The following is a 23,358-nucleotide window of genomic DNA, read 5'->3' as shown; positions in this document are numbered from 1 at the left end:
CAGGCTTTTCGTTTTGGTAAAATCAGGTTACCAGTTCAGCGATGGCTGACATATTCTTCAGAACCCTGCCCTTCTTTGCGATCATCGGCCTTGGCTACTGGGCCGGGCGCACGCGGTTCTTCACCGAAGAGGCCACGGCCTATCTGACGAAATTTGTCTTCTTCTTCCCACTTTCGGCGATGATTTTCCGCTTTGCCGCCAACCTGTCCTTTGCCGAGGTCTTCGATCCCAACCTGATCCTCGGCTATCTGGCAGGCACCGTCGCGGTCTACCTTATCGCCACGGCGGTGGCGGCCCTCAGGGGTCTGGATGTGCCCACCGCAGCGGTCGAGGCGCAATGCGCCGCCATCGGCAACGTCGGCTTCCTCGGGTTGCCGATGATGGCGATCCTGTTCGGCGAAGCCTCCATCGGGCCGATGATGGTGGTGCTGAGCGTCGATCTGGTGGTGTTCTCCTCGCTCATCGTCATCCTGATCAATGCCGGGCGCGGATCAGGTCTGGGGCCGCGCACCCTGAAACTGGTCGCAATGGGACTAGTGCGAAATCCGATGATCGTGGCCATCGTCGCCGGGCTGGCCTGGTCCGCCTCGGCGCAGCCGATCCCGGCGCCGGTCAATGATTTCCTGTCGATCCTCGGCGGCGCCGCCACCCCCGGCGCGCTTTTTGCCATCGGCGCCTCGCTGGCCTCGAAATCGGCCGAGCGCATGCAGGTTGCCGTCTGGCTCAGCTTTGCCAAGCTGGTGCTGCATCCGCTCTGCGTTGCCATTGGCGTGTTGTGGCTGGTGCCCGTCGCCAGCTTTCCGGCCTCGGTGGCCATCGCGGCAGCCTCGCTGCCGGTGGCGGGCAATGTCTACATGCTGGCGCAGCATTACAACGTCGCGCCGCACCGGGTTTCAGCGGCGATTCTGATTTCGACCGCGCTGTCGATCCTGACCGTACCGCTGGCTATCGCCTGGGCGTCTGGACTTTAATCTCCACCAACCGGCCAGCATTCAGTCTTTTGCAAAGCTTCTGACGCAAAAAGGCTGCGACAGGGCGCCGCGACACTGGACCCGGCCCCCGTCGGCGGGTAGCTGATAGGCACTCATTTGCAAGGAGCCTCACCATGGAAACCGTATCGGAAAACAAATGCTTTGGCGGCGTGCAGGGCGTCTACCGGCACAAGAGCACGGTCACCAACTGCGATATGACCTTTGGCCTGTTCCTGCCGGAAGAGGCAAAGGATGGTCCGGTGCCGCTCCTGTGGTTCCTGTCCGGGCTGACCTGCACCCATGAAAACGCCATGACCAAGGCGGGCGCGCAGGCCTGGTGCGCCGAGCAGGGCATCGCCATTGTTTTCCCCGACACCTCGCCGCGCGGCGATGATGTGGCTGACGATGAAAACTACGACCTGGGCAAGGGCGCGGGGTTCTACGTGAATGCAACCCAGGATCCCTGGGCGCCGCATTACCAGATGTGGGACTATATCGCCGAAGAACTGCCCGCCTTTCTGGGCGCAAACTTCTCGGTCGATCTGGAGCGGCAAGCGATCTCCGGCCACTCCATGGGCGGCCATGGCGCGCTGACGCTGGCGATGAACCTGCCGGGCCGGTTCCGCTCGGTCTCGGCCTTTGCGCCGATCTGCAACCCGACCGCCAGCGACTGGGGCCGCAAGCAGCTGACCGCCTATCTGGGCGCGGATGAGGCGGCATGGGCGAAACATGACGCCAGCCTGATGATGCGCGACACCGGTTTTGACGGACCGGTTCTTGTCGACACTGGCACCGCCGACCAGTTCTATGAGCTGCTGCGCCCCGAAGCCCTGTCACAGGCTGTCGCCGAACGCCGCCAGCAGGCCACGCTGCGGCTGCAACCGGGCTATGACCACAGCTATTTCTTCATCTCCACCTTCATGGAAGAGCATGTCTCGTTTCACGCCGAGGCGCTGTACCGGGACTGATCCGCAAAAGGACCGAACCACATGAGCCAGTACGACTACGATCTTGTCATCATCGGCTCTGGCCCCTCGGGCCGGACTGCCGCCATTCAGGCCGGGAAACTCAAACGGCGGGTGCTGGTCATCGACCGCAAGGACCGGCTGGGGGGCGTTTCGGTGCACACCGGCACGGTGCCGTCGAAAACCCTGCGGGAAACGGTGCTGAACCTCACCGGCTGGCGCGAGCGCAGTTTCTACGGCCGCGCCTACCGGGTGAAGGATCAGATCGACGCCGAGGACCTGAAGGCGCGCCTCCACATGACGCTGGACCACGAGGTAGACGTGCTGGAGCACCAGTTCAACCGCAACCACGTGGACTGGCTGGCAGGGCTTGCGCGCTTTACCGGTCCAAACGAGATTGAAGTGGCGACAGAGGCCGGCGACACCACTCGGATCACCGGCGAGAAATTCCTGATCGCCACCGGCACCCGCACCTATCGCCCCGATGACGTGCCCTTTAACGGCAAGACCGTGGTCGATGGCGACGAGTTCCTGGAAATGGAGGAAATCCCGCGCTCGCTGATCGTGGTCGGTGCCGGGGTCATCGGCGTGGAATATGCCACCATGTTCTCGGCGCTTGATGTGCGCGTAACCCTGATCGAGCCGCGCGAGACCTTCCTGGATTTCATCGACCGCACCATCATCGAGGATTTTACCCACCAGATCCGCGAAAACGGTGTCGACCTGCGGCTTGGTTCGGCCATCGAGAAGATCGAGGATGAAGGCAGCCATATCGAGGTCAGCATGGCCAATGGCCGCCATGTGCGCGGTGAAATGCTGCTGTTCGCGGCCGGACGCATGGGCAATACCGACAATCTTAACCTCAAGGCCGTGGGGCTGGAGACCGACCACCGAGGCCGCATCAGCGTCGAGCGCAAGACCTACCAGACCTCGGTGCCGCATGTGTATGCCACCGGCGATGTGATCGGGCACCCCTCGCTCGCCTCCACATCCCTGCAGCAGGGCCGCGTCGCCGCCTGTCACGCGCTGGAGACGCCCACCGTCCCCGAAAGCCCTTGGTTCCCCTATGGCATCTACTCGGTGCCGGAAATCTCCACCTGCGGCATGTCCGAGGAAGAGTTGCAGGAACGCGGTGTGCCTTATGAGGTCGGCATCGCGCGGTTCCGCGAAACCTCCCGCGGGCATATCATGGGGCTGGAACACGGCATGCTGAAGATGCTGTTCTCCCTCAAAACCCGCCGGGTGCTGGGCGTGCAGATCGTCGGCGAAGGTGCGACCGAGCTTATTCACATTGCCCAGGCGGTGCTGAACCTTCAGGGCACGGTGGAATACTTCGTCCAGAACACCTTCAACTACCCGACCCTCGCCGAAGCCTACAAGATCGCGGGTCTGGATGCCTTCAACCGGATGCCCATCCCGGATGAGTTCAAGGTGAAGCAGCCGACCAAAGCGCCCGAGAAATCAGAGCCTAAAAAGGCGAAAGAGTGAGCGCGCTTTACATCGATGCTGACGCCTGCCCGGTCAAGGCAGAGGCTGAGCGGGTCGCCACCCGTCACGGGCTGAAGATGTTCGTGGTCTCCAATGGCGGCTTGCGCCCCTCGGCCAATCCGCTGGTGGAAACCGTGATCGTCTCTGAAGGCGCCGATGTGGCCGACATGTGGATCGCCGACCGCTGCGGACCGGGCGATGTGGTGGTGACCGGGGATATCCCTCTCGCCGCGAAATGCATCGAAACCGGCGCCCGGGTTCTGCGCCACAATGGCGAACGCTTCACCGAGGCCAACATTGGCCAGCAGCTGGCGATGCGCGATCTGATGGCCGATCTGCGCGCCGCCAACCCCTTGGGCGCGGGGGGCAGCGGCAAGGGCTTCACCAAAGCGGACCGCTCGCGGTTTCTGGACAGTCTGGAGCGCGAGATCCGGGCCGCCAAACAGTCCTGAACGAAAACAATTTTCCGGCAACAAAGTCTCACCCAGAGCCTTGCGGCGGAGAGGCAACTCCGTCACTGATCAGGCAAGCGTGCAGGGGGGACCATGAGTCAGGAAATCAAAGTCAGCGTTCTGGGGCTTCTGGCCGCCGCCGGATCGGCCATCAGTTTCTCCGTCATCGACGTGATCTTCAAATTCCTGTCCGGGGACTACCCCCTTTATCAGGTGGTCATGGTCCGCTCTGTGGTGGCGCTTCTGGTGCTGGCGGCGGTGATTATTCCCCTCGAAGGGGGATTTAACATCCTGCGCACCCGGCAGCCGAAACTGCACCTGATGCGCTGCTGCGCGGTGCTGTTTGCCAACATCTGCTTTTTCACCGGGCTGGCCATCATGCCCATCGCCGAGGCTGTCGCCATCGCCTTTGCCACGCCGCTGATCGTGACTGCCCTGTCGGTCGTTGTGCTGAAAGAGCGCGTCGGTCCCTGGCGCTGGGGTGCGGTGGCGGTGGGGTTCCTTGGCATTCTGATCATCATGCGGCCCGGCCCCGGCAGTTTCCAGGCCGCCGCGATCCTGCCATTCCTGGGCGCCTGCGGCTATGCCACGCTGCACGTGCTTACCCGCCTGGCGGGCGGCGCCGACAAGGCGGCGACCCTGTCGTTCTACCCCACCTTCGGCTTTCTTGTGGTCAGCGCGCTGGTCGGCCTTTTCACCGGTGACGGGCGGTTTGCCACCGGCGACAACGCCGCAGTGGATTACATCCTGCGCGCCTGGGTCTGGCCCGCGCCTCAGGACTGGTGGCTGTTCATCGGGGTCGGACTGGCCGGATCCGTTGGCGGCTATCTGGTCAGCCAGGCCTACCGGCTGAACGAAGCAGGACTGGCCGCGCCGTTTGAGTATATCGCCATGCCGATGGCCGTGCTCTGGGGCGTTCTGGTGTTCGATGAATGGCCCGATCTGCCGGTCTGGGCCGGTTCGGCCTTGATCATCGGCGCCGGCCTTGTTTCAGTCTGGCGGGAAACCCGGCGCAGCCGCCCGGTGGCCCGCCCGCGCCCACGTTCGGTCGGGTAATGTAACGGAACAGGAAGCAGCAGATGCCCATCGACGCCGTCGTTTTCGACATTGGCCGCGTGCTGATCGAATGGAACCCCGAGGCTTTCTTTGACGCCCGCCTCGGCCCCGAGCGCCGCAAGAGGCTGTTTGCCGAGGTCGATCTGCACGGGATGAACCTGGGCGTGGACCGCGGCGATGATTTCCGCGCTTCGGTCTACGGGCTGGCCGAGCGTCACCCGGAGTGGTCCGAGGAAATCCGCCACTGGCACGACAGCTGGATCGAAATGGCCTCTCCCGAGATCCCGCACTCGGTGCGACTGATGCGAGCGCTACAGGCTCGCGACATCCCAGTGTTTGCCCTGACCAATTTCGGCGTCGGCACCTATGAGGTCGCCCGCAAGACCTACCCGTTCTTCGATGAATTCGACCAAGCCTTTGTTTCAGGCCATCTGCGCACCATCAAGCCCGAGCCCGAGATCTACGCGCATCTGGAACGCGACACAGGCATTGCGCCGGAGCGCCTGCTGTTCACCGATGACCGCCCCGAAAACATCGAGGCCGCCGCACAACGCGGCTGGCATACCCATCTATTCACCACACCCGACACCTGGGCCGCGCGCCTGGTGGCAGAGGGGCTGTTGACCCCAGAGGAGGCAAAATGAGCATTCCATCCATCGGTTTCAAAGAGGGCGAGGCCCTGCTGGACTGGGTCGGCTTCACCGAGGCACTGGCCAAGGGGCATAATCTGCCCAAGGCGGAAATCGGCGATACTTTCCTCTACCGTGATCCCGACACGCTGCTCAGCCGCTCAGCCTGGATCGACGGCATGGGGCTGGCCGTAAAGACGGCGACGATCTTTCCCGGCAATCCCAAGGCGGGCAAGCCGATGGTCAATGGCGCGGTCTGTCTTTACTCCGATCAGGACGGTACCCTGGACGCGCTGGTGGATTTCCACCTGGTGACCAAGTGGAAGACCGCGGGCGACAGCCTGCTTGGCGCCATGCGTCTGGCCAACCCCGACAGCCGCGACATCCTGATCGTCGGAGCGGGTACCGTCGCCGGATCGCTGGTCGAGGCCTTTGGTGCCGCCTACCCCCGCGCCCAGATCCGGGTCTGGAACCGCACCCAGTCCAAGGCCGAAGAGATGAAGGCCAGCTATCCGCAGATCGAGGTCGCCGCCGATCTTGAAGCCGCCGTGCGCTCGGCCGATATCATCGTCACCTCCACCATGTCATCGACCCCGGTGGTTCAGGGCGCATGGCTGAAACCCGGCCAGCACCTGAACCTGATCGGTGCCTATCGCCCCGACATGCGCGAGACCGATGACGAGGCGCTTTGCCGCGCGCGCATCTATTGCGACAGCTTCGACACCACGCTGGATCACATCGGTGAGTTCAAGATCCCGCTGGCCGAAGGCGTCATCCAGCGCGGCGATGTGCTGGCGGATTTCTATTCCCTCGACAGTTTCCCTGCCTATGATCCGGAGGCGATCACCCTGTTCAAGAACGGCGGCGGCGCCCATCTGGACCTGATGACGAGCCGCCACATTCTGGAGAAATGGCGCGCGAAGGGCTGACGTGCGGCCAATAATCAAAGCCTATGAAATATTGAAGGGACAAGGAGTAAGCCTGATCAATTCTCGATCTCGCCAGAGGAGCTGCGGTTTTCTGACGTCCTGTCGATGCAAGTGACCTTTGAGCCCGAAGATCGAACAGCATCAGGGTTGGAGGCCAAGGCGCGCGACATCACGCACGCGCGTCTCGCAGGTACTCCAACCCAATCTCACCAGATTTTTCAAGGAAGCTCAGGACACTAAGAGTGAAACGGTTCTCCTTGCTTGGATCGAGGACGGGTTCACCATCGACCACCGTGATGCCATCAAACATCCGAGTGAATTGGCTTTGCCTTGCCTCTGACATGGTCCAGTCAGCATCAAAGGCAACGCCGTTTTCCGGCTGAACGACCAGCCCTTCTCCAGCAGTATCCAGTGTCGCATAGCCTTTATCATAGTTGGCGGCATGTACGCTGGAGAAGACGTCAACCTGGAGTCTCAACTCGCCACGCTGGAATTCGTCCCGCCGTTTGGCCAGAAGATCGGCGCGTATTGCCGCCAAATCATCCTCTTGTAGCGGCTCGCCAAGCTCCGTCCGTTCCGTGGCATCCCCCGCGAATTGCCCGAACTCATCACTGCGCGCCATCTCAAACGTGGTTTTGATTGCATTCATTTGCATATCGACCATCGCGTTGATCTGATGATCGATGAGCTCTTCTTCGGTCATGCCTACGTACTGCTCACCAAACAAGATCGACCGGGCATTACTGAGCATCTCTGCGCCCTGCGACGCAAGGGATGACTGCAGGCTGAATTTCATCTGCAACAGACCGGCTGCTTTTGTCTCATCGGACAGCTTCTGAGATTGCTCAAGCTCCAAATCGGACAGTATCGTGTCCTCCGGCAGGCCTTCTCCTGGTTCAAGTTCAAGATCCTGATTTGCCAGCCCGCGGAAAACCGCGCCAATAGTCTCCAACTCATTCCTGACGAGAGATTGGATCTTTTCGAGAACATCCTGCGTCTTTCGCGACAGCGAGGCCGAGCCAACCGACGTAACCCTTGGATCAGAATAGACGCCAGTCATGTCTGTGCTGACACCACGGCTAAAAACACTGGCCGGGCCGGGCGATGCAGCAGGTTGTCCAGCCGGATCAGCCGCCTTGGGCTCTTGAAATAGCGAAGTCGTGTAAGTGCTAAAAGTATTATTGATTTGCATGGTTTACCTCACGATACGGCGGCCGAGCCTCGAATTGACCCATCCACTGTATCACAGTGATACCCATAAAAACGGGTAAACGATGCAGGATACAATCGTTAAAGTTGTCTTGGGCGACATGCCAGCACGGCTGCTTCCGTCACACGACGTGATGCTCAAGGCTAGCACCCAGGTTCAAAAATCATCGCGGAGCTAAGAAGCATTCTTGGACGTTACGCCGCGAAGCCGACACTGCTGCGGCATTCGGCACCGGCTGAATTCACCTCACGCCGCCACGCTCCCCAGCGGGCGTTCCCGCACCGGCAAATGCACGATGGCGCTGAAGGCCCCGACGGCGACACCGATCCACCACACGAAGGTGTAATCGCCATAGGCATCATACATCCGCCCCCCCAGCCAGACGCCCAGGAAGCTGCCCAGTTGGTGGCTGAAGAAGACGATCCCGTAAAGCGTCCCCATATAGCGCAGCCCGTAAATATGCGCGACAAGGCCCGACGTCAGCGGCACCGTCGCCAGCCACAGGGAGCCCATGACGATGGAAAAGACAATCACCGACGTCGGCGTAATCGGCACCAGGATGAAGGCCGCCGCCGCGATGGTCCGCCCGGTATAGATCGCCGCCAGCAGGTATTTCTTGGAGTAGCGGTTGCCCAGATATCCCGCCAGCAGGGTGCCCCCCACATTGGCCGCCCCGATCAGCGAGATCGCAACCGCCCCCAGCGCCGAGGTCGAAGTGATCCCGAGGCTGTAGAGCGCGCCGCCCGGCATGATCGGCCCGCACATCTCGGTCACGAAGGCCGGGAAATGCGCGGTCACGAACGCCAGCTGATAGCCACAGCTAAAGAATCCGAGGAAGATCAGCGTATAGGACGGATCCTTGAAGGCCTTGATCAGGATGGTGCCCATGCTCTCTTCAAGCTCAGATTTGCTCGCCATCTGCGGCGCGCGCATAAGCGGCAGCGTCAGGATCAGCGCCAGCACCACGCCTGCAAAGATCAGGAACACGGTCTGCCACGTCAGGAAGGACAGCATCCATTCCGCCCAGGGCGCGCCAAAGATTTGCCCGGCAGAGCCTGCCGCCGTGACAATCGCCAGCGACATCGAGCGGTTTTCATCCGAGCTGGCCCGCCCCACGACCGCCAGAACCACGCCAAAGCCGGTGCCCGCAATGCCAAAGCCCACCAGCCATTCATAGGCCTGCATCTGGAACGGCGTCACCGCGCCTGCGCTCAGCACCAGCCCCGCCGCATAAGTAAGCGCGCCAAGGATGATGGCCTTTCTGTCACCGATCTTCTCGGCCACCGCGCCAAAGATCGGCTGCCCGATCCCCCAGGCCAGGTTCTGGATCGCGATCGCCAGCGAGAACTCCGCGCGCAGCCAGCCGAACTCCTCGGCGATGGGGATCTGGAACACCCCGAACGAGGCGCGCACCGCAAAGCTGACCATAATGATCACGCAGCCCACGATCAAAACGGGGGTGAACAAGGGTGTTTTCTGTGCCGCTGCGCTGCTCATGCCGGGTCCTTTCAAATCAGAGCTGCGACGGTAGGCATTGCGGCCCCGGGGTCAATTCAAGAAATCTGCGCAGTCACATAAGGAAAATTGATGTGAGGTCGAGGCAAGCCTTCGGTTTATCAGAACCACACAGTCAGCCGCGCCATATGATGCCGAAAGAGCCCCGTCATTTGCGGAGGGAACGTCGCACTCTCCCCGACATGGATCGTCGTTTGGATCAACTCGGGCTCGTAGCCGACTTCACGATTGAATAACGAGATATGGATTACGCGGCCCGCATCCGTTTCATCGACCGATTGAAACCAGTGCAGCGGCCCGCGTCCGCGGAAATCTCTGAACGACACGCAGCGCCCGTCCCGCGATGCTGCCAGCTCTGAGCAAAACTGTTTTCGCTCCGCAAGATAGCGCTGCCGAACGGATGAATGCCCTCCCGCATCATAAGGGGCAACAATCTCCAGTCGGGCAGTCACCTCTCCATCACAGACCAAACACGCGTATTCAATTGCATTCGGCAAGACCGTGACATCCCAGCTACCCCGCTCTTCGGCACGCTCAAGCAAGCCCGAATTCGTCAATCGCGCAAAACGGTCCTCAGACGCCCATGCCAAATGTGGGACAATCAAACTCAACAGAAAAAAGCAAATCTTCACCCACAAAGTCTCTTTTGGCAAAAAGGCCATCAACAATGTCTCCGTATCGCGTGCTTTTCAGCAGGCCTTCCAAGGCTATCTGCGCAGCACCTCACAGAAATTGTGAGGCCACGATCCACTCCAATCAACTCCCAATCTTCCCATCCCCCGCGCCGCGCGCTATGGCTGGCGTCATGACCCAGGTAAGCGCGCTTTATCAGACCCGCAGCGAAGCAGGCCAGATCCGCCCGGATCCGGCGCAGCAGGCTGTTCTGCCGGAATTTGACCGTATTGCCCAAGGCCTCATGGCCCCGCCGGTAAAACGGGGCCTCTTCCGCAAGGCTACTCGGGAAGAGGTCAAAGGCCTCTACCTCTGGGGCGGCGTCGGGCGCGGTAAATCCATGTTGATGGATCTCTTTGTCGACAGTCTGGACGGGATCCCGGCGCGGCGGGTGCACTTCCATGCCTTCATGCAGGAGATCCACGCCAAGATGCACGAGGCGCGCCAGAGCGGCGTGCAGGATGCCCTCGCGCCGGTGGCAAAGGAGGTCGCCGACTCCGTGCGCCTTCTGGCCTTTGACGAGATGCAGATCACCGATATCACCGATGCGATGATCGTGGGGCGGCTGTTTGAATCCCTCTTCGAGGCAGGCGTCACCGTGGTCACCACCTCGAACCGGGTGCCGGATGATCTTTACAAAAACGGCCTCAACCGCCAGCTCTTCCTGCCCTTCATCGATCTGATCAAGGAGAAGATGCAGGTCTGGGAAATGGTCAGCCCGGTCGATTACCGGCAGGACCGGCTCAAGGGCTCACCGGTCTATTTCTCGCCTGTGAATGCCGACTCCCGCGCCCAGCTCCGCGCCATCTGGGAGGATCTGTCGGGCGGTGATGCCCAGCCCCTGACGCTTGAGGTGAAGGGCCGCGAGGTCGTGCTGCCCGGTTTCAGGAATGGCGTGGCAAGGGCAAGTTTTTATGACCTTTGCGGCAAAATGCTGGGGCCGGGCGATTATCTGGCCATCGCCGAAGAAGTGAAGGTGCTGGTGCTCGAGGATATCCCGCGCCTGTCCCGCAGCAACTTCAACGAGGCAAAGCGTTTCGTCACCCTGATCGATGCGCTCTACGAGGCGCAGGTGCGGCTGATCTGCACCGCCGCGGCCGAGCCGGAATATCTATACGTCGAAGGCGACGGTGCCTTCGAGTTCGAGCGCACCGCCTCGCGCCTGCGGGAAATGCAAGACAAGGATTGGGGACAGGACGGCTGAGCCTGCCCCGCGCCGCGCAAGCGGCGCCACGCCCAACGGGATGAGATCGCAAGATCGAAGACGGGCGGGAGCGCCCCTGCCCGCCTTTGCCTAATCCCTCAGCCGTTTTCGCGCAGGATATGGCCCGCCAGATAGAGCGATCCGCAGATCAGAACCCGCGCGGAGGGATCTTTGGCGATGATTGCCTGCAGCGCCGACAAGGCATCTTCGGCCCGGGTCGCGGTGATGCCGACGGATTGCGCCGCCGCCTCGGTTTCCTCAGCGCTCAGCGTCGCCGCCTCGCCGGGGATGGAGATGGCCGTTAGGCTCTCCACATGGGGCGCGAGCGGTGCCATGTAGCCAGTCACATCCTTGGTGTTCAGCATGCCGCAGATCAGATGCGTTGGCCGTTTCGGCAGCCCCGCCAGCACATCCGCCAGCGCATGACCAGCCGCCGCGTTATGCCCGCCGTCCAGCCAGAGTTCGGCGCCCGCGGCAGCCTCTACCAGAGGACCGGTCTTCAGCCGCTGCATCCGGGCAGGCCATTCAGCCCGCGCCATCGCCGCCTCACAAGCCACCTCATCCGCGCCGAGGTGGCGCAGGGCGGCCAGAGCCATTCCCGCGTTCTGCACCTGATGCGCGCCGATCAGCGCGGGCATCGGCAGGTCCAGCAGCCCGGTTTCATCCTGAAAGATCAGCCGCCCGCGTTCCTCATAGACATGCCAGTGCTGTCCATGGGCGATCAGCGGCGCGCCAAGGCGAGCGGCGACATCCTCGATCACCTCCATCGCCTCATCCTCCTGCGGACCGACGACCACCGGTACGCCGCGCTTGATGATGCCTGCCTTTTCGCCCGCGATCTTGGCCAGGGTATTGCCAAGGAACTGTTCGTGATCGATCGACACAGGCGTGATCACCGACAGGGCGGGTTTTTCAATCACGTTGGTGGCATCCAGCCGCCCGCCAAGTCCGACTTCGAGCAGCGTGTAATCCGCAGGAGTGCGGGCAAAGGCCAGCAGCGCAGCGCAGGTGGTGATCTCGAAATAGGTGATATTCTCACCGCCATTCTTGGCATAGCACTCGTCGAGCACCTCAGTCAGATGCGCCTCCGAGATCAGTTCTCCGGCCAGACGGATCCGTTCGTGAAACCGCGCCAGATGCGGCGAGGTATAGGCATGCACCGATTTTCCGGCCCCTTCGAGGCCCGCACGGATCATCGCCTGGGTCGAACCCTTCCCATTGGTGCCTGCGATATGGATCACCGGCGGCAGCCTGTCCTGCGGGTTATCCAGCGCCGCCAGCAGCCGCCAGACCCGGTCCAGCGTCAGGTCGATGATCTTGGGGTGCAGCGCCATCATGCGATCGAGGATGGCGTCGGAACTCGCTTTGGTCATGGGTGGCTCCCGAACCGGATCTGATGAAAAAGCCCGCCCGCCGGATCAGGCAGACGGGCGCGGCAAAGCACCCAGCGCGGGCGCTTCTTTCTATGACAGGGCTATTTGCTATCGGCCTCTGCGGCTGCGGCAGATCCCGCGTCGTTTTCGACCTCTGGCGCAGGCAACTCTTCGGCAACCGGTTCCGGCGCAGGCAGATCGCCGTGCACCTGCGGTGGCATGCTCATCAACATGCGGACGATGGTGATCAGTTCCTCACGCAGTTCGGTGCGCGGGGTCACCCGGTCCAGCATGCCGTGATCAAGCAGGTATTCCGCGCGCTGGAACCCTTCGGGCAGTTTTTCGCGGATGGTCTGCTCGATCACCCGGGGGCCTGCAAAACAAATCAGCGCATTGGGTTCGGAGATCTGCACATCGCCCAGCATCGCATAGGAGGCCGTCACACCGCCGGTGGTGGGATGGGTCAGAACGACGATATAGGGCAGGCCTGCCTCTTTCAGCATCTGCACCGCCACGGTGGTGCGCGGCATCTGCATCAGCGACAGGATGCCTTCCTGCATGCGGGCACCGCCTGCGGCAGAGAACAGGATAAGCGGCCGGTGCAGCTTTACCGCTTCTTCGGCGGCGGCAATGATCGCATTGCCCACATACATGCCCATGGAGCCGCCCATGAAGGAAAAGTCCTGCGCCACCGCCACGATGGGCGTACGGCCCATTTCACCAGCAGCGACCAGCATGGCTTCTTTTTCGCCGGTTTTCTTCTGCGCCGCCTTCATGCGGTCTGGGTATTTCTTCTGGTCGCGGAACTTTAGCGGGTCTGCCAGCGGCTCGGGCACCTCGACCTCGCTGAACACACCACCGTCGAACAGGGCCGTGAACCGGTCCCGCGGGGTGATGTGCATGTGATGGCCGCAGTTGGTGCAGACGTTCAGATTGTCCTTCAACTCGCGGTGAAACAGCATGGTGCCGCACTCATCGCACTTGGTCCACAGGTTCTCTGGGACTTCGCGGCGCGAGAAGATCGAGTTGATCCGCGGCCGGACGTAGTTGGTGATCCAGTTCATATCGTGCCTCTGTAGGGGCTGTTTGGCCCCTCAGATAAGACTCATTGCGCACAAATGCAATCAGCGGCGTATCGCAAGCCGCGCCGTGAGCCATGTCACCAGCATCATGGCAAAGTCGACCGCCAGCCAGGGGCGCAGCGCAGCGCCATCGGACATTTCATAGGGCATCAGGTAGAGCGACAGTCCATACAGACTGGTGGGAGAGGCAAAGACCAGAAGCGCGGTGACGTTGTTGAAGAAATGCACCGCGATGGCAGGTCCCAATGTGCCCGCCCGCGCGGTCAGATCCGCCATCATGCAGCCGAACACCCCGGCCCAGAGGGTGATCAAAAGCGCATTCTCTCCGGCCTCGGCCGGCAGGTAATGGCCCAGCGCGAACAGGGCCGACGGGCCAAGGATCCAGACCGCCGGGCTTTTGAAGCGCGCCGCAAGCCCCTGCTGGATATAGCCACGAAAGACGATTTCCTCGGCACTGGTCTGGATCAGCACCACCAGCAGCGACACCGGCAACAGCGACAGCCACAACCCCGGTTCCAGATTGGGCTGCAGCGGTTCCCCCATATCATAGGGCGGCAGCAGCGACAGGGCGATGCCCAGCGCCAGAAGGTACAGGCTAACCCGGATGAACTGCCGGACCAGCGGTCTCGGATGACCGACGACCGACAGGAAGGACCGATCCTGCAGCAGCCGCGCGCACAGCGCCACGCCCACGGTGATGAACAGGAACCCGCCCAGAAGCACCAGCATCGCCCCCGGCGTGCTGCCATCGCGCAGCCCCTGCAGCCAGACGCCGGGGAACAGCGCCGCCAGCAGCGGCAGCACTATCGAGGACAGGGCAAAGCTGATGAGGTAGATCAGAACCAGCCCAAGCCCCAGCCGCCACAGCTGCGGTTTCCTGCGGGCGCTGCGCACCAGCGCCTCATGGGCGGAATAATTCTGTCTATTCAGCATTCGGATCCGCATCCTTCAGAGGTCTGTCTTCACTGATCGTACCGCCCGTTTGGTGGGCAATGGACACCATTTTGTCCCGGGCAGTCGCCAGATTACCCGCCACCGTCTCTAACAAGCGCAGCGCGACGTTGATATCGCTTTCGATCACCGCGCGGTATTCCGCAGCACCGATGCGCAGGAAACGGCAATTCTCGGTAGCGCGCAGGTTCATGGTCCGCGGCTGATCCAGAATCACCGCTAGGTCCCCGATCAGCCGCCCCGGTTCGATCACCGTCACCGGCGGCGCCCCGGCGTGCGCATCGGGGAAGGTCAGATCGGCTCGGCCCGACAGGCACAGGTACACTGCATCACCGCTGTCGCCGTGGGAAAAAACCATCTCCCCGGCCGGAACCTCGTGCCAGCCAGCCGAAAATGCCAGAAGACGCTGGTTGCGCGCATCTAACTGCGAGAACAGCTCGGTTGCGGCAATGATATCGAACTTGGCAGAGAAATCGGCCGCGGCGGCGCCTTCCGGGCTGCCCAGTGGGCGCCGCTCGACCCCGTCGATCCGGCCATCGCGGATTTCGACATAAAGATCGTAGCGCTCCGGATGCTGGATGGTGTCTTCCATGAAGATCATCGTGGTCTGGGGCATCAGATCGCGCAGCTTTTCGCGTGTACGCAGCCGGTTTTCCGCCGTGTGGCTGGCCAGCACCTTGTCCAGGATCAGAATGTCCGGCCGTTTGATCGCGGCCCGGGTAAAGGCGGCCCGTTCCTGAAACACCGGCTCCAGCAGCGATCCGCCCAGTCCGGTCGGCAGATCGTAAAGGATCAACGCCAGCCGTTTGCGCAGCCCGTGGGTATCCAGCACCTCGGCCACCAGCGATTCAACCTGCGCTGCCCGCGCCCCAGCCCGCAGCGAGATCTTGCCGAAGAGAGCATTTTCAAGAACCGTCAGCCGCGGAAAGTAGGATTTCGGATCCAGAGGTCGGAACAAGCCGCCGGTCTGGGCGATCAACTGCGCCGCATGACTCTGGCGGATTTTCAGGATACGCTCCTTGAACCCGGCCGGTAGCCCGCTGCCGATCTGCTCTTCGGTCAAAAGGAACGGCACCGTCATCAGCAGCGCCTGCTCTGCCTCGGGCAGATCATCAGCCCCCTGCGCGGCATAGCGTTCGGCAGCGCTGCAAATCCGGCGATAAAGATCTTCTTCAAGGCCAAGCCGCTGGAACAGCGGGTGATCGATATCTTCGCGTCCAAAGGTCTTGATCAGGGTTTCCACCACGCCAAGACCGATCCCCATGGTTTCCCCGGTCAACCCTTGCTCACGCACCAGTCGCAGCAACAGCCCGTCCGGTGCCAGCAATTCTTCGACCGGGATGTCGCGCGACGGCGCCGCAAACAAAAGGTTGCCCGCCAGTGGCATGGCAGGGTTGAACCGCTCGGGATCGAAATGGTGGACGGCATCATCCAGACCTTCGGCCTCCAACCGTTCACGGATCAGCGGGCGCAGGCGGATGATATGCTGCACCAGCGCTGGGTGGGTGCCATCCTGGAACCGCGCGTGCAGGGTGCGCTGGAACAACTGCTCGTCGATGCCCATTGCCTCGATCAGTTGGAACCACCAATCGCGCACATCGCCTTCGGATCCCAGCCCTGCCAATTCGGGATTGACCCAATCCGCCTCCAGAAGATCGCCACTGTTGCCTGCGCGCTTGGATTCGACCTGTTTGCGAAGGGTGGCCTGATCCCGGCTGCTCTTGCCCGGGCGGCTGCGCAGCGGCATCAGCACGTTGTCGCCAAGTGATCCGGAAAACAGATAGGGATGCGAATAGGCATAGCCGATCCGGGCCGCGATCACCCCCTGATGCAGGCTGTCGAGCCGGTGCCCCGCGACCTGAATGCTGCCCTGCGACGGCAAGGTTTCACGGACCAGCAACTGGCCGAACGCCGCGCGCTCTGCGTCACTGGTGCTTTTGACCGCAACGCGGGCGCCCGCCGGAATGGTCAGCGAAATATCCTGCAGGACCACCGTCCCGTCGGCATCGCGCACCGAGACATTGCGCAACTCGATATCGCCGCGCAGATGCGGGATCTCGCTCGGCTCGCCTTCGATCAGCTCGGCATCGATCATGCCGCGCGGCGCGAACCGCTCCAGCATGATTTTCCAGCGCAGACTCATGTCCTGCACCTGATTGTAATAGGTCAGCAGTTCCTTCCACGGGGCCGACAGATCCTTGTAAGCGGCCAGCGCCGCCACCAGCGCGCCCACCGTGATATCGCCCCGGATCGCCAGCACCCCGCCGGCCGAATAAAACACGAAGGGTGTCATATGGCCGATCAGGTTGTTGAGGAACTTCATGAAGTATTTTTTGGTGTAGATCCGGCGGCGGATCTCGAACAGACGCCCCAGCCGGTCCGACACTTGCGCCATCCGGTAACGCCCGCCGCCATTGGCGCGCAGATCGCTCATCCCGGCGGCGGTTTCTCCGATTTCCGAGGCCAGCATCCGCACCTCCTGGATGCGGTCCTTGTTCAACAGGTTGATCTGCCGCTGCAACATCGGGATCAGCCAGGCCTGCAGCGGGATCAGCGCGATCGAGACCAGCCCGAACCAAACACTTTGCATGAACAGAAAGGCCACGATGGTCAGCATCTGCCCCAGCTGGAACACCGGCTGCGCCACCGCATCCCCCATCAACCCGCCCATGGGTTCGCTTTCGGAAGTGATCATCGACACCAGCTCACCCTGGCTGGTGGTGCGGAAATAGGGTTTCGGGAACCGCAGCATCCGGTTGATCAGCGTGTAGCGCAGCCGCCGCAGCAGGCGTTCGGCCACGATCCCCTTCAGCGTGTTGAGCCGCATCTTCATCATGCCGCCGATCACCACCGCTGCAAGGAAGCCAAAGCACAGGATCAGCAGGTATTCCACCTGCGCGATATCTTGGCCCCAGACCATGATGACAGGCGTTTCGGCCCCGATAGCGTCGTTGATGATCCGCTTGGGCAGCTCTAGCGAGGCGTAGAGAAACGGAAAGGTCAGGACCGTCAGCGCCAGCAAGACCAGCTGCTGACGGCGCGAATACGCCCAAATAAAAGAAAAGAGAGTCGCGGGCAGATCCTGCGGGCGCTTAAGCGGCCCGCTGCCCGCCCTCATGGGCGTCGGACGTTTCATCGTGATACCTGTGCCACGGCCGGGCCTGTGCCGGTCTGAAAGAATCCTGCGTAACTATGCATCTGGCTGCGCCTTGGCAAGGTACCCCTCGGGCGGGTGTTCACTCTTGTCGTAAGTGTTTCAGGCCTTTATCCCTTTTGTAAACGCAGGATAACGATAATCTGATGCCGGGGGGAGCAGGGGATCTGCGCGACAAAGCAATCATGACGGCTGTCACGGGCACGATCAGGACAATGTGCTCTGCGCGGCGGGACAGCATGCCCTGCGCGCAGCAGCGCCTACAACCCCGTCTGGGCATTGCTGCGCTTGGTCTCTGCGCCCTGCTCAGCGCCTGCGGCCAGGTGCCCGGCGGCGGATTTTCTTTTGCGGCGCCCGGTGGCACAGGTACGCCTTCCAGGCTGACAGAGGTTCGCATGCAGGGCGCCGAGGTGGTGCTTGCGGCGCCACGAGGTTATTGCTTTGACCCCAAGATGCTGCGGCGCGACGCGGCAGACGGGTTTGCCCTGCTGCCGCGCTGTGACCTGCTGGGCGGGCCCGGTTTCTTTGGCAGTCGCAACGCGGGCGTTATCACCGCCACTTTTGGAGAACTTCCGGCCAAGGGCAGAGTGCCATCGGTCTCCGATCTGGCAGCCAGCACGCCCGGCGCCCATATCGTCGCCCGCCGCGAGAATGGCCCGTTGCCACTGGTTAAATTGGATATGCCGGGACACAGCGCCGCCGGAGCCAGCCCCGAACATTGGCGCGGCGCCATGGTGCTGGAGGGTCACGTGATCGTGCTGGCGCTTTATGCCCCGGCAAAAAGCCCCTTGCTGACCGAGCGCGGCGCCGCGCTGCTGGAGCAGATGGCGGAGCTGACACGGGAAGCATCGCGACCAGAACCCGCCCCCGAGGAAGTCGCACAACGCGCCCCGGCAGATCGCAGCCCCCGCCGCACCGCCTCAGGCGCATTGCGTCCCCTCGCCCGCCCTGATGCCCGGACCGGTCATGCAGGCGCGCCCGAAGGTGACAGTGGCGGAAAACTCTCTCTAAGAAAGCGGATTGCCGGTTTATTTGACTGATGTTGCAGGGCTAGATTGGCGCAGGCACCAACCGCAACACCACCACGGCAACGATAAAGGCAGGGCAACCGAAGTCATGAGCAGGATCCTGGACAAACTGCTGCACCGCCGCGCCTTGCGCCGTTGGCGCCGGATCGTTGCAGGAGCCGGCAGCATTTCCCTGACCGAATTGCGCCGCCAACGCACAGAGGCGCGGCAACTCAAGACCGAGCTGGACCAGCTGATCCATGTTGCGGACGGACGTCTCGCCCTGCCCCAGATCGGCTCCTCCTCCTTTGCGCGCCCGCATGGCACCGATTGGTCCTGGCGCCCCGAACCCTGGCGCGGGCCGCTGCCGGTCGCTGGTCTGTCCTCGGTCCCGTCCAAGGCCAAGCTGGGCGAGGATGTGCAGATGTTCCACGATTGCAGCTATTCCGAGCTGACCCTGCGCCAGCTGCGTAACACCCGTGAAGAGGACCTCGCGCCCTTTGGCCTGCGTATGGATGTGTTCAGTTTCGATGGTTCCTTCCTGTCACTGGTGATCGCCCTGCCCAAGGACGCGGGCAGCGGGCTGACCCGGCAGCATCTGATCCGGGTCGACAGCATCATCGAAACCGAGAAGCCGCTGGAAATCTTTGCCCGGCTCAACATCAGCCATGGCCCCAACACCGAACAGATCGTGCGGGAACTGCCGCTGGGCGACCGCAAGGTGACTGTGGAATACGATCTTGCCTATTCCAACCTCAACGAAAAGCGCATCGAGAATATCTGGCTGGACCTGATTTTCGAAGCACCGGACATGAACCAGGTGGTCTTGCGCGACCTGACTTTTGCGCGCCACCGCCGCGCCAACCTCTGAGGACCCGTGACATGAGCGACCTGACCGTCACCAAGATCCGCTTTCGCAATGGCAAATGGGAAGGCCGGATCAGCAACGCCCCCGTCACAGGGACGCCGCCGGACATCCGGGTTCTGTATCTGGATCAGCCGGTTGAACAGGTTACACTTAGTGAAGGCAGCCGCGACGGCGAATGGGAGCTGGTCATCACCGTACCTACCGAAGCCATCGCCGATGGGGTGCACAGTTTTGTCATCACCGACGCGGCGGCGGACCAGACGCTGGCGCATTTCACCCTGATCGGCGGTGATGTGGCAGCCGAGGATATGCGCTGCGAAATGGAGCTGCTCCGGGCCGAGCTTGATATGCTGAAACGCGCCTTTCGGCGTCACTGCGTGGAAACCGCCTGAGGCCGTGCACGCTTTGCAAGGTCGGCTTCGATTTCAATGAGCCGCTGTTTGCGCCACAATCCGCCGCCATAGCCAGTCAAGTTGCCATCCGCCGAAAGCACCCGGTGACAGGGCACCACCAGCGCCAGCTGGTTGCTGCCATTGGCCCGCGCCACCGCGCGGCTGGACGAAGGGCGGCCAAGCTCCTGCGCAATCTGGGAATAGCTGCGGGTCTCTCCTGCCGGAATGGCCCTTAGGTAATCCCAGACCTCGCGATGAAAGGCGCTTCCATGCAACGCAATCGGCGTTTCAAACCGGGCGCTATCACCGCTGAAATAGCGCTGCAGTTCTTCAGCGACCTGCTGGGTGGGCGCAGGCCGTCCAAAGCCGATGCCGCCGGGTTGCGAGGATTGCAAGCGTGCCATTTCCCGCGGCAGCGCCTTGCGGTCGGCAAATTCCAGCAGATGCAACCGGTGCGGACAGCTGACCGCGATCATCGCGCCCAGCGGCGTGTCGATCCAATCCGCCAGCAGCAGCGCGTCCTGCCGGAAGCTGCCCGGCGCCAGCCCGGTCAGCCGGGCAAAGGCCGCGCGAAAGGCTGAAGGGGACTCGAACCCCGCTTCGATCTGGGCGGCAATCACCGGCTCTCCGGCCTTGAGCGTGGTAAACCCTTCGCGCAGGCGTCGCTGGCGGGCCATTTCCAGGAAGGTCATCCCGAAATGGCGCCGGAAACTGCGCCGCACGGTAGAGGGATCAAACCCCATGCGCGCCACATCCGCTTCGCGCCAACGATAGGCGGGGCGCTTCTCCAGCGCCGCCAGAAGCTGCTGCACCATCGGATCCTCCCCGGCGGCCGCCGCCAGCGGCGTGCAGCGTTTGCAGGGACGGAACCCGGCCTCAATACAGGCGCCGGGTGTGGCGTGGAACTGGCAGTTCTCACGCTTTGGTTTACGCGCCGGGCAGCTGAGGCGGCAGAAGATCCCCGTCGAGGTCACGCCCACATAGGCGCGCCCTTCATAGGTTTCATCACGCGCCAGCAGCGCCGCATAAAGCGTTTCGGAATCAGGCAGGTCGAACATCATACCCTACCCTAACGCAGACCGGTCCCGGCTGCCGCCGGTTTCCGGGCATCTCTTCTCATCAAGTGCAAGGAAACGGAGGATACCAGCCTCTCTCCTGAATCGCGCACCTCTGGCCTGAGCACACGGAGAATCGGCCCGTGATATTGAATAACAGTTGAGCGCACACTTATTTTATAAGGAGTACGGGAATACCGACTGGATCCCCGGCAAAGCCTGTGCCTGGCCAGACGGTGAACGGCTGATGGTCATAAGATGCAGAGGCAAGACCATGCTGCCTGCATAAGGAGGAAAGTGACATGAAACTTTTGGCGACAGCAGCGACAGCTGTTCTGATGGCATCTCAGGCATTTGCCGGTTCATACGAAACAAGATGCGAAACCCAGATGGTGCCGTATCAGGAGACCGTCAAAGGCGGCAGTCCCGAAAAGGTCATTGGCGGGGCGATTGTTGGCGGCGTGATCGGCAAGGTGGTGACCGACAAGAATGCCGGCGCTGCCGTCGGCGCAATTGTTGGCGGCGCCATCGCCAATGAAACCAGCAAGAACACCGTCACCAGATACAGAGAAGTCGAGACCTGCACCAACGTATTCATTCCGGACCGCATCACCGATGACGCGCAGCTTCAGAAGGTCTTGCTGGATCTGAACGACGGCAAACCCGTGAGCAAGGAAATGACCATGGACGCGCAATACACGATTGGCGTGGCCTACGATGGCAAATGGGGGCCGAAGTCTCAGCTGGCGGCAGAGAAATATCTGGCAAACCTTGCGCCCGACGCGCCGCTCTATTCGCTGGTAGTCAATGACGTGGTCATCGTCAGTTCAGCCGACATCAATGCAATCGACGAGATCAGGGCAGCCCTGCTTGAGGCTGGTGTTGCTTCGCAGATCTTCACCGATTTGAAGTGACGCCCTGACAGCGGACGGGTTCAGCCCCCGATACCATACATCCGGTCTCAGGGGCCTACGCCTGCATAACAAAACCATTGAAAAAGGCCGCCCCGGATGGAGCGGCCTTTGGACAATCAGGTGGATTTTGGGATCAGTCGTTCGGACCCAGCGCCGACAGACCTTTTAGGATGTCAATGGCATAGGCCAGCTGATAATCCTGTTCGCGCAGCTCGGCGGCCTTTTCGGCCTTGGCGCGGTCTTCTTCGATCTGACGGATTTCATCCTCGGTCAGGCTGTCGTTGTTGAGACGCCCGCGCAGGTCCGCTTCGGAGCGGGAGCGGTTTGCAACCGAGCTTTCCTCTTCTTCCTCGCCAACACGACGGCGAGGCTGCTCGACCACGATGTCGGGGCTGACGCCCAACGCCTGGATCGACCGGCCCGACGGCGTGTAATAGCGTGCAGTGGTCAGGCGCATGGCGCCATCGCCCCGCAGCGGCATCACGGTCTGAACCGAGCCTTTACCGAAGGATTTGGTACCCACCACAATGGCGCGGCGGTGATCCTGCAAGGCACCTGCAACGATTTCCGAGGCAGAGGCAGAGCCGCCGTTGATCAGTACCACGATCGGCTTGCCACCCGACAGATCGCCGGGCGTCGCGTTGAAGCGTTCGCCATCTTCCGGGTTGCGGCCACGGGTCGACACGATCTCTCCGGTTTCAAGGAAGCTGTCGGCCACCTGGATCGCCTCGGTCAGAAGGCCGCCCGGGTTGTTGCGCAGATCCAGAACGATGCCGTTCACATTGTCGATGCCACCGGCGGCTTCGATCTGCTCTTTCAGACCGGATTCCAAGTTCGGCGTGGTCTGACGGTTGAAGGTGGTGATCCGCATCACGACAGTGTCGCCTTCGGTGCGGGCACGCACGGCGGTCAGTTTGATGGTGTCGCGGATGATCGACACGTCAAAGGGTTCCGCCTCACCTTCGCGCACCACTGTGATGATGATCTCGGAGCCGACCGGGCCGCGCATCATTTCCACCGCTTCGTCCAGCGACAGGCCGAGGACGCTTTCGCCATCCACGTGGGTGATGAAATCGCCCGCTTCGATCCCAGCCTCATCGGCGGGGGTGCCATCGATGGGCGAGACAACCTTGACGAAGCCCTCTTCCTGGGTGACCTCGATGCCGAGACCGCCGAATTCACCGCGCGTCTGCACCTGCATATTGGCGGCGTCGTCGGGCGACAGGTAGCTGGAGTGCGGATCCAGCGAGGAGAGCATGCCGCCAATGGCAGCTTCGATCAGCTCTTTCTCGTCGACCTCTTCGACATATTGGGAGCGGATCCGTTCAAAGATGTCACCGAACAGGTCCAGCTGTTCATAGACCGTTGTCTCGCGGGCGCTTTCCTGCGCCAGCAGCGGGCCTGCGACATAGGTTGTTGCAACGATCCCTGCCAGCGTGCCGCCAAATGCGGCCATCGCAAATTTTTTCAT

Annotated in this window: 21 protein-coding genes; 12 read left to right on the top strand and 9 right to left on the bottom strand. The window is 61.9% G+C overall.

Annotated elements, in window-relative coordinates; translation table 11 throughout:
* The first annotated feature begins 41 nt into the window (after positions 1–41).
* From C6W91_RS09430 to C6W91_RS09400, 7 genes are all read left to right on the top strand, one after another.
* Positions 42–971: an AEC family transporter gene (locus C6W91_RS09430; protein ID WP_065271632.1), complete on the top strand. Its 930-nt coding sequence runs from the start codon at positions 42–44 to the stop codon at positions 969–971.
* Between the two features lie 134 nt (positions 972–1,105).
* Complete coding sequence (gene fghA / locus C6W91_RS09425; protein WP_065271633.1) at positions 1,106–1,939, top strand: S-formylglutathione hydrolase; 834 nt, start codon at positions 1,106–1,108, stop codon at positions 1,937–1,939.
* A gap of 21 nt (positions 1,940–1,960) precedes the next feature.
* Entirely contained in the window at positions 1,961–3,424 is a 1,464-nt protein-coding gene (sthA, locus tag C6W91_RS09420; protein ID WP_065271634.1) for a Si-specific NAD(P)(+) transhydrogenase, read from the top strand.
* Positions 3,421–3,876 (top strand): YaiI/YqxD family protein, encoded by a 456-nt coding sequence (locus C6W91_RS09415; protein ID WP_274839998.1) that lies wholly within the window; start codon positions 3,421–3,423, stop codon positions 3,874–3,876. The genes sthA and C6W91_RS09415 overlap by 4 nt, the downstream gene beginning before the upstream one ends.
* Before the next feature lie 93 nt (positions 3,877–3,969).
* Complete coding sequence (locus tag C6W91_RS09410; RefSeq protein WP_274839999.1) at positions 3,970–4,932, top strand: DMT family transporter; 963 nt, start codon at positions 3,970–3,972, stop codon at positions 4,930–4,932.
* Positions 4,933–4,955: 23 nt separating this feature from the next.
* Positions 4,956–5,576, top strand: a complete 621-nt coding sequence (locus tag C6W91_RS09405) for an HAD family phosphatase (RefSeq protein WP_274835571.1) — start codon at positions 4,956–4,958, stop codon at positions 5,574–5,576.
* Positions 5,573–6,490, top strand: a complete 918-nt coding sequence (locus C6W91_RS09400) for an ornithine cyclodeaminase family protein (RefSeq protein ID WP_274840001.1) — start codon at positions 5,573–5,575, stop codon at positions 6,488–6,490. The genes C6W91_RS09405 and C6W91_RS09400 overlap by 4 nt, the downstream gene beginning before the upstream one ends.
* Positions 6,491–6,659: 169 nt before the next feature.
* On the opposite strand, the gene C6W91_RS09395 is transcribed toward C6W91_RS09400, so the two are convergent.
* From C6W91_RS09395 to C6W91_RS09385, 3 genes are all read right to left on the bottom strand, one after another.
* A complete protein-coding gene (locus tag C6W91_RS09395) occupies positions 6,660–7,682 on the bottom strand; it encodes a hypothetical protein (protein ID WP_133245387.1) in 1,023 nt (340 codons plus the stop codon).
* Between the two features lie 264 nt (positions 7,683–7,946).
* Positions 7,947–9,197, bottom strand: a complete 1,251-nt coding sequence (locus tag C6W91_RS09390) for an MFS transporter (RefSeq protein WP_065271640.1) — start codon at positions 9,195–9,197, stop codon at positions 7,947–7,949.
* Positions 9,198–9,316: 119 nt separating this feature from the next.
* Entirely contained in the window at positions 9,317–9,877 is a 561-nt protein-coding gene (locus C6W91_RS09385; RefSeq protein ID WP_274840004.1) for a hypothetical protein, read from the bottom strand.
* 143 nt (positions 9,878–10,020) lie between these two features.
* Here C6W91_RS09385 and zapE point away from each other — a divergent pair, with 143 nt between their 5' ends.
* A complete protein-coding gene (gene zapE / locus C6W91_RS09380; RefSeq protein WP_370570773.1) occupies positions 10,021–11,091 on the top strand; it encodes a cell division protein ZapE in 1,071 nt (356 codons plus the stop codon).
* A gap of 98 nt (positions 11,092–11,189) precedes the next feature.
* Here the strand turns inward: zapE and C6W91_RS09375 are convergent, their stop codons facing one another.
* From C6W91_RS09375 to C6W91_RS09360, 4 genes are all read right to left on the bottom strand, one after another.
* Positions 11,190–12,464 carry a folylpolyglutamate synthase/dihydrofolate synthase family protein gene (locus C6W91_RS09375; protein ID WP_065271642.1) on the bottom strand — a complete coding sequence of 425 codons (1,275 nt, stop codon included), beginning with the start codon at positions 12,462–12,464 and terminating at the stop codon, positions 11,190–11,192.
* A gap of 101 nt (positions 12,465–12,565) precedes the next feature.
* Positions 12,566–13,528 (bottom strand): acetyl-CoA carboxylase, carboxyltransferase subunit beta, encoded by a 963-nt coding sequence (gene accD / locus C6W91_RS09370; RefSeq protein ID WP_065271643.1) that lies wholly within the window; start codon positions 13,526–13,528, stop codon positions 12,566–12,568.
* A gap of 60 nt (positions 13,529–13,588) precedes the next feature.
* Positions 13,589–14,479, bottom strand: coding sequence for a CPBP family intramembrane glutamic endopeptidase (locus C6W91_RS09365; protein ID WP_065271644.1), 891 nt, complete (start codon positions 14,477–14,479; stop codon positions 13,589–13,591).
* Complete coding sequence (locus C6W91_RS09360; protein WP_342455923.1) at positions 14,469–17,615, bottom strand: ABC transporter transmembrane domain-containing protein; 3,147 nt, start codon at positions 17,613–17,615, stop codon at positions 14,469–14,471. Before C6W91_RS09360 ends, C6W91_RS09365 begins: the two co-directional genes overlap by 11 nt.
* A 431-nt stretch (positions 17,616–18,046) precedes the next feature.
* On the opposite strand from C6W91_RS09360, the gene C6W91_RS09355 reads away from it, so the two are divergent.
* From C6W91_RS09355 to C6W91_RS09345, 3 genes are all read left to right on the top strand, one after another.
* Positions 18,047–18,691 (top strand): hypothetical protein, encoded by a 645-nt coding sequence (locus C6W91_RS09355; RefSeq protein ID WP_133245388.1) that lies wholly within the window; start codon positions 18,047–18,049, stop codon positions 18,689–18,691.
* 76 nt (positions 18,692–18,767) lie between these two features.
* Positions 18,768–19,529 carry a DUF6478 family protein gene (locus C6W91_RS09350; RefSeq protein ID WP_274840006.1) on the top strand — a complete coding sequence of 254 codons (762 nt, stop codon included), beginning with the start codon at positions 18,768–18,770 and terminating at the stop codon, positions 19,527–19,529.
* An 11-nt stretch (positions 19,530–19,540) separates the two neighbouring features.
* Complete coding sequence (locus C6W91_RS09345) at positions 19,541–19,918, top strand: hypothetical protein (protein ID WP_274840007.1); 378 nt, start codon at positions 19,541–19,543, stop codon at positions 19,916–19,918.
* Here C6W91_RS09345 and C6W91_RS09340 read toward each other — a convergent pair.
* The gene (locus C6W91_RS09340) at positions 19,897–20,979 is read right to left on the bottom strand and encodes a bifunctional transcriptional activator/DNA repair enzyme AdaA (protein WP_065271649.1); all 1,083 of its coding nucleotides are present in this window, start codon (positions 20,977–20,979) and stop codon (positions 19,897–19,899) included. The genes C6W91_RS09345 and C6W91_RS09340 overlap by 22 nt on opposite strands.
* Before the next feature lie 305 nt (positions 20,980–21,284).
* Between C6W91_RS09340 and C6W91_RS09335 the strand changes: the two genes are divergently transcribed.
* Positions 21,285–21,887, top strand: coding sequence for a glycine zipper 2TM domain-containing protein (locus C6W91_RS09335; protein ID WP_274830381.1), 603 nt, complete (start codon positions 21,285–21,287; stop codon positions 21,885–21,887).
* Between the two features lie 133 nt (positions 21,888–22,020).
* Here C6W91_RS09335 and C6W91_RS09330 read toward each other — a convergent pair whose 3' ends face one another.
* A complete protein-coding gene (locus C6W91_RS09330) occupies positions 22,021–23,358 on the bottom strand; it encodes a S41 family peptidase (protein WP_065273605.1) in 1,338 nt (445 codons plus the stop codon).

This window comes from Phaeobacter sp. SYSU ZJ3003, assembly GCF_041300735.1.
Lineage (GTDB): Bacteria > Pseudomonadota > Alphaproteobacteria > Rhodobacterales > Rhodobacteraceae > Phycobacter > Phycobacter gallaeciensis_A.
This window is presented reverse-complemented; position numbering and strand designations above follow the sequence as displayed.